The organism is Streptomyces sp. AcH 505, assembly GCF_000818175.1.
GTDB lineage: Bacteria > Actinomycetota > Actinomycetes > Streptomycetales > Streptomycetaceae > Streptomyces.
The window spans coordinates 3,891,621-3,898,297 of the sequence record NZ_JTIY01000001.1 but is presented as its reverse complement, the minus strand read 5'-3'; the positions used below and the strand labels follow the sequence as shown (position 1 = coordinate 3,898,297).

Here is a 6,677-nt window from a genome sequence, read left to right as displayed (position 1 = left end):
GCGGGCGGATTGCGGACGGCCCCGGTGTCTCGGGGGGGGGCGTTAGGCGCCTGCCGCCGCGCGGCCCGCTTCCAGCCGCGCCACCGGGATGCGGAACGGCGAGCAGGACACGTAGTCGAGGCCGACGGCGTGGAAGAAGTGCACCGACTCCGGGTCGCCGCCGTGCTCACCGCAGATCCCGAGCTTCAGATCCGGCCGGGTCGCCCGGCCCGCCTCGCACGCGCTGCGTACGAGCGCGCCGACGCCGTCGCGGTCGATCGTCTCGAACGGGGAGACCCCGAAGATGCCCTTCTCCAGGTACGCGGTGAAGAAGCTCGCCTCCACGTCGTCGCGGGAGAAGCCCCACACGGTCTGGGTCAGGTCGTTCGTGCCGAACGAGAAGAACTCGGCGGCCTCGGCGAGCTGACCCGCCGTCAGCGCGGCGCGCGGCAGCTCGATCATCGTGCCGATGGCCAGCTTCAGCTCGACACCCGTCGCCTTCTCGACGTCGGCGATGACCTGGCGCGCCTCGTCGCTGACGATCTCCAGCTCCTGGACCGTGCCGACGAGCGGGATCATGATCTCGGCGCGTGGGTCGCCCTTGGCGTTCTTGCGGTCGGCCGCGGCCTCGGCGATGGCCCGTACCTGCATGGCGAAGAGACCGGGGATGACCAGGCCGAGCCGTACCCCGCGCAGCCCGAGCATCGGGTTCTGCTCGTGCAGTTTGTGTACGGCCTGCAGGAGCCGCAGATCGTTCTCGTTGTGGTCCTTGCGGGCCTCGGCCAGGGCGACACGGACCGACAACTCCGTGATGTCGGGCAGGAATTCGTGCAGCGGCGGGTCCAGCAGCCGTACCGTGACCGGCAGTCCGTCCATCGCCTCGAACAGCTCGGTGAAGTCCTTCTTCTGCAGCGGCAGCAGGGCGCCGAGCGCCGTCTCGCGCTCGTCGTCCGTGTCGGCGAGGATCAGCTTCTCGACCATGGCCCTGCGTTCGCCGAGGAACATGTGCTCGGTGCGGCAGAGCCCGATGCCCTGGGCGCCGAACCGGCGGGCGCGCAGGGCGTCTTCGGTGTTGTCCGCGTTGGCCCGCACCCGCAGCCTGCGGCGCCGGTCGGCGTACGCCATCATCCGGTGCACGGCTTCGACGAGTTCGTCGGCGTCGTCGGCGCCCGCGTGCATCCGGCCCTCGAAGTACTCGACCACGGGCGAGGGGACGACGGGCACCTCACCGAGGTAGACCTTGCCGGTCGAGCCGTCGACGGAGACGACGTCGCCCTCCTCGATGACCGTCGAACCGACCGTCAGCCGACGGGCCTTGGTGTCGACCTCCAGCTCCTCAGCGCCGCACACACAGGTCTTGCCCATGCCACGGGCGACGACGGCGGCGTGCGAGGTCTTGCCGCCGCGCGAGGTCAGGATGCCCTCGGCGGCGATGATGCCGTCGAGGTCGTCGGGGTTGGTCTCCCGGCGGATGAGGATGACCTTCTCCCCCGAGCGCGACCACTTGACGGCGGTGTACGAGTCGAAGACGGCCTTGCCGACGGCGGCGCCCGGCGACGCGGCGATACCGCGTCCGAGCAACTGCCGCTTCGCGCCCTCGTCGAAGCGCGGGAACATCAGCTGGGCGAGCTGGGCGCCGTTGACGCGCTGGAGCGCTTCCGCCTCGTCGATCAGTCCTTGGTCGACCAGTTGCGTGGCGATCCGGAAGGCGGCGCCCGCGGTGCGCTTGCCGACCCGGGTCTGGAGCATCCACAACTGGCCGCGCTCGATGGTGAATTCGATGTCGCACAGATCGCGGTAGTGCGTCTCCAGCGTCTCCATGATCTGCATCAGCTGGTCGTACGAGGCCTTGTCGATGGTCTCCAGATCGGCGAGCGGCACGGTGTTGCGGATGCCGGCGACGACGTCCTCGCCCTGCGCGTTCTGCAAGTAGTCGCCGTAGACGCCCTGGTGGCCGCTGGCCGGGTCGCGGGTGAAGGCCACGCCCGTACCGGAGTCGGGGCCGAGGTTGCCGAAGACCATCGAGCAGACCGTGACGGCCGTTCCGAGGTCGCCGGGGATGCGCTCCTGGCGGCGGTAGAGCTTGGCGCGGTCGGTGTTCCACGAGTCGAAGACGGCGCGGATCGCGAGGTCCATCTGCACGCGCGGGTCCTGCGGGAAGTCCCGCCCGGTGTGCCGGGAGACGATCTTCTTGAACTGCTTGACCAGCTTCTTGAGGTCCCCTGCGGCCAGATCGACGTCGGTCGCCGCGTTGTTGGCCCGCTTGGTCTCCTCCAGCGCCTCCTCGAAGAGTTCGGCGTCGACACCGAGGACGGTGGCCCCGAACATCTGGATGAGCCGCCGGTAGGAGTCCCAGGCGAACCGCTCGTCGCCCGACTGCTTGGCGAGCCCGGCGACCGAGTCGTCGGAGAGCCCGACGTTCAGGACGGTGTCCATCATGCCCGGCATGGAGAACTTCGCCCCGGAGCGTACGGAGACCAGCAGCGGATCGTCGGCCTGGCCGAGCCGCTTGGCCATCTTCTTCTCCAGCGCTTCGAGATGGGCGCTCACCTCGTCACCCAGTGCCGCCGGTTCGGTCCCGCTGTCGAGATAGACGGTGCACGCCTCGGTGGTGATGGTGAAACCGGGCGGGACGGGCAGCCCGAGATTGGTCATCTCGGCGAGGTTGGCGCCCTTGCCGCCGAGCAGATCCTTCAGATCCTTGTTGCCCTCGGTGAAGTCGAAGACGTACTTCGGTGCCTTCTCGGTCTTCTCCTGCTTTTCCGACACGGGTCTCGACTCCTCGGAGGACGACGCGCTGGCTGCCCTGACGGCGAGGAACATACCCAGATCAAAGGCGTCCGGACATGTCCACCTGGCCGTCGCACGGCCTTAACCACTCGTCCGCCACTGGATCGAATGCGCATGGCGGACGCCGACGCGGTCCGCACGGCTTCATGCCTCGAACCGGGCATGACCCGCCGATGACCCTTCCCGCTCACCCGAGCGGTGACAACGACGTCTGAGTTCATCCTTCGAACACCAAAGGGGTGGCACGCAGTGCCACCCCTTCCAGAGGTGCAGTCGCCCAAGATCCGCTCCTCTGAGCGCGTCGACCATCAAATGTGGCGAGAATCACGCCCCACGACGGGCCGAAGCGTGGTCACGCAGCCGGTCCCGCGCGCAGTCGCGCAGCACCGCCAGATCGACGTCCTCCAGGCTGTCCGCGAAGTAGCGCCCGGCGGCCCGCTCCACCGGCAGCAGCGACGGTACGACGAGTACGGCGCACCCGGCGGCCTGCGCCGAGGCCGTACCGTCCGGGGAGTCCTCCACCGCGACACACGCCCCCGGCCGCACGCCGAGCCGTTCGGCCGCCGCCAGGTAGGGGTCGGGGTGCGGCTTGGTCCGTACGGTGTCGTCGGCCGAGAGCGTGAAGGCGAAGCCCACGTCCGGCAGCGAGCCGCCCACCACCGAGTCGACCACCGCCCGCGGCGAGGCGCTGACCAGGGCGAACGGCACCCCGGCCCGTTCCAGTCCGGCCAGCAGCCGACCGGCGCCTGGCCGCAGCGGGGCCCCGGCCTCCACCCGCCGGAAGAAGGAACCGGACAGTTCGGCCGCCACCTCCTCCGTACGGCCGGCGTCCGCGCCGGTGACGCGTACGAGATGCGCGGCCGTGTCGGCGACGGCGCGGCCCACCACCTCGCGCGCGTCGGCGTCCGTCAGCCGGTGGCCGAGCCGGGCGGCGACCTCGTCCGCCGTGTCCCACCAGAGCACTTCGGTGTCCACGAGCGTGCCGTCCATGTCGAAGAGGACAGCCGCAGGCAGCTTCACGCGTCGTCCCCCGCGGACGCCACGACACCGGTCACCGGTACGACCAGGGCCGGGCGCTCGGCCGGTACGACCGTCGCCCGTACGCCGGGCTGCAGCTCCCCCGCGTCGCGCGACGGGACGTCGGCCTTGACCGAGCCGCCGCCGGGCAGATCGAGCAGCACCCGGGTGACCGAGCCGAAGAAGGCGGCCGAGACGACCGTGGCGGTGCCTTCGGGGTCGGCGGTCGCCGTGACGTTCTCCGGCCGGATCAGCACCTCGACCTCGCGTCCCGCCGGGATCTCGCCGTCCACCGGCAGGGTGGCGCCCGCGACCTCGACCCGGCCGCCGTCGGTGAGCCGGCCGGGCAGCCGGTTCATCGTGCCGACGAACTCGGCGACGAAGGCGGTGGCGGGACGCTCGTACAACTCGGCGGGCGGCGCGCACTGTTCGAGGCGGCCCGCGTTGAGCACGGCGACCCGGTCGGCCATCGACAGCGCCTCCTCCTGGTCGTGCGTGACGAAGATGGTGGTGATGCCGAGCGAGAGCTGGAGCCGGCGGATCTCCTCCCGCAGCGTCAGCCTGACCTTGGCGTCGAGCGCCGACAGCGGCTCGTCGAGCAGCAGCACCCGGGGCCGCAGCGCCAGCGCGCGGGCGAGTGCGACCCGCTGCTGCTGGCCGCCGGACATCTGGTGCGGGAAGCGGTCGCCGTGCTCGGGCAGCCCGACCAGGTCGAGGAGTTCGGCGGCGCGGGTGCGCCGCTCGGCGGCCGACACCTTCCGTACCCGCAGCCCGAAGGCGACGTTGTCGCGCGCGTTGAGGTGCGGGAAGAGGCTGTACGACTGGAACACCATGCCCGCGTCACGGCGGTTGGCCGGGACCAGGGTGATGTCGGCGCCGTCCACCAGCACATCGCCCGCGTCGGGCTGCTCGAATCCGGCGAGCACCCGCAGCGCGGTGGTCTTGCCGCAGCCCGAGGGGCCGAGCAGCGCGAGGAGTTCACCGGGGCGGGCCGTCAGGTCGAGCCCGTCGAGGGCGACGGTGGGCCCGAAGGCCCGCCGCAGACCGCGGAATTCGACCAGCGCGCCGGCGGGGGCCGCGGGCTGTTCCTCGCTCGCGGTGAGTGTGGCCGTGGATGACATGAGGGGGCTACTCCTTGCCGGAGAGGGGAGTTGTGGTGGCAGGGCCGCCCGCGGGGGCCGCCGAAGCGCCGGCCGCTGCCCGTGCCCCGGCCCGGGAGAGGACCATCAGCAGCGCCCAGGCGATGAGCAGGCTGAGCAGCGAGACAGCGACCGAAACCTGCGCCTGGGAACCGGAGATGGTGACGATCCAGACGGCGAAGGGCTGATAGCCGAGGAGCGCCGCGATGGTGTATTCGCCGAGCACCAGCGCCAGGGTGAGGAAGGACGCGCCGGCCAGCGACGAGCGCAGGTTGGGCAGGATCACCCGGACGACCGTGTACGGCATGCTCGCCCCGCAGTTGCGGGCCGCCTCCACGAGCGTGGGGATGTCGACGGCGCGCAGCCCCGCGTCCAGCGAGCGGTACACGAACGGCAGCGCGAGCACGGTGTAGGCGATGACGAGCACCAGTGGGAACGACTCGTCCTGCACGACGATGAAGGTCTGGTAGAGCGGGGTCGTGGACAAGTGGTCGGGGCCCCAGCGCAGTACGGTCGTGATCCCGCTGACCAGCGCGATCGGCGGCACCACCAGCGGCAGCATGCAGATGACCTCGACGACGGGCCGCAGCCGGGGCGCGCCGAGCCGTACGGCGACGAGCGCCGGCACGGCCAGCAGCAGCGACAGCACGATGGTGCAGCCGGCCAGGCCGAGCGAGAGCAGCAGGCTCTTGGAGAATCCGTCGGCGGACAGGATCCCGGTGTAGGCGTCGAAGGAGACGCCCTGGCCCGGGGTGTGGACGGTGAAGACGAACGAGGCGAGCAGCGGCACGACGAAGTAGATCCCGGCCAGGACCAGGACGGCGCCGCGCCAGATACGCGGGCGGCGGCGCTGCCTGCGGACGCGGCCCGCGGGCGGCGCTGTGCGGCTCGGGGCGTCCGCCGCTGTGGGGGTCAGTGCAGCCATCGGGTGCTCCGTCGCTGGAGGGGCAGATAGACCACCATCACCAGACCGGCGATCACGATCATGTCGAGGCTCAGGGCGAGCGCGACGTTCTCCTGGCCGACCTGGACGTTGCCGGACAGCGCGTCGGCGATCTTCAGCGTCACCAGGGGTACGGAACCGCCGACGAGCGCCGCCGCCGTGGCGTACGCGGCGAAGGCGCTGCCGAAGAGCAGCACGAACCCGCCGAGCAGGGTGGGCATGAGGACCGGCAGTCCGACATGGCGCCAGAACTGCCAGGTGGTGGCCCCCGCGTTCTGCGCCGCCTCCCGCCACTGCGGGCGCAGGCCGTCCAGCGCGGGGACGCTGACCAGCACCATCAGCGGCACCAGGAAGTACAGGTAGATCACGGTGAGTCCGGTGAAGGAGTACAGGTTCCAGCCGGCCGCGTCCAGGTGCGCGTACTGCGTGACGACGCCCGAGATGCCGAGGGTCGCGACGAAGGCGAAGGCGAGCGGTACGCCGCCGAAGTTGGCGAGGACGCCGGAGGCGGTCAGTACGGACTCCCGCAGCGCGCCGCGCCGGGACGTGACGACGGCCTGGGCGATCAGCATGCCGAGCACGGTGCCGATCAGGGCGGTCAGCGCGGACAGTTCGACGCTGCCGGTCAGGGAGGTCAGGTACGGGCCCTGGAGCGAGGTGCTGACGTTGGCGCCGGTCGCCGAGGTGACGCCGGTGGCCGTGTCCTTCGTCGTGAACGCCCCGTACACCACGGCGCCGACCGGCAGTCCGAAGCAGATGCCGGCGAACACGAGCAGCGGGAGGGCGCCGAGCCAGGCGCGCGGCGCCCG

Annotated in this window: 5 protein-coding genes; all 5 read right to left on the bottom strand. The window is 71.1% G+C overall.

Annotated features, from left to right (window positions below; all coding sequences use genetic code 11):
- Positions 1–42 precede the first annotated feature (42 nt).
- Positions 43–2,748 (bottom strand): pyruvate, phosphate dikinase, encoded by a 2,706-nt coding sequence (ppdK, locus tag HY68_RS17785; RefSeq protein ID WP_041990027.1) that lies wholly within the window; start codon positions 2,746–2,748, stop codon positions 43–45.
- A gap of 345 nt (positions 2,749–3,093) precedes the next feature.
- A complete protein-coding gene (locus HY68_RS17780) occupies positions 3,094–3,789 on the bottom strand; it encodes an HAD family phosphatase (protein WP_277816763.1) in 696 nt (231 codons plus the stop codon).
- Positions 3,786–4,907: an ABC transporter ATP-binding protein gene (locus HY68_RS17775; protein WP_041990024.1), complete on the bottom strand. Its 1,122-nt coding sequence runs from the start codon at positions 4,905–4,907 to the stop codon at positions 3,786–3,788. Before HY68_RS17775 ends, HY68_RS17780 begins: the two co-directional genes overlap by 4 nt.
- Positions 4,908–4,914: 7 nt before the next feature.
- Entirely contained in the window at positions 4,915–5,850 is a 936-nt protein-coding gene (locus tag HY68_RS17770; RefSeq protein ID WP_078863662.1) for an ABC transporter permease subunit, read from the bottom strand.
- Positions 5,838–6,677 (bottom strand): ABC transporter permease subunit (locus tag HY68_RS17765; RefSeq protein ID WP_107070096.1); only part of this gene is annotated, 840 nt, incomplete at its 5' end. The genes HY68_RS17765 and HY68_RS17770, both read right to left, overlap by 13 nt.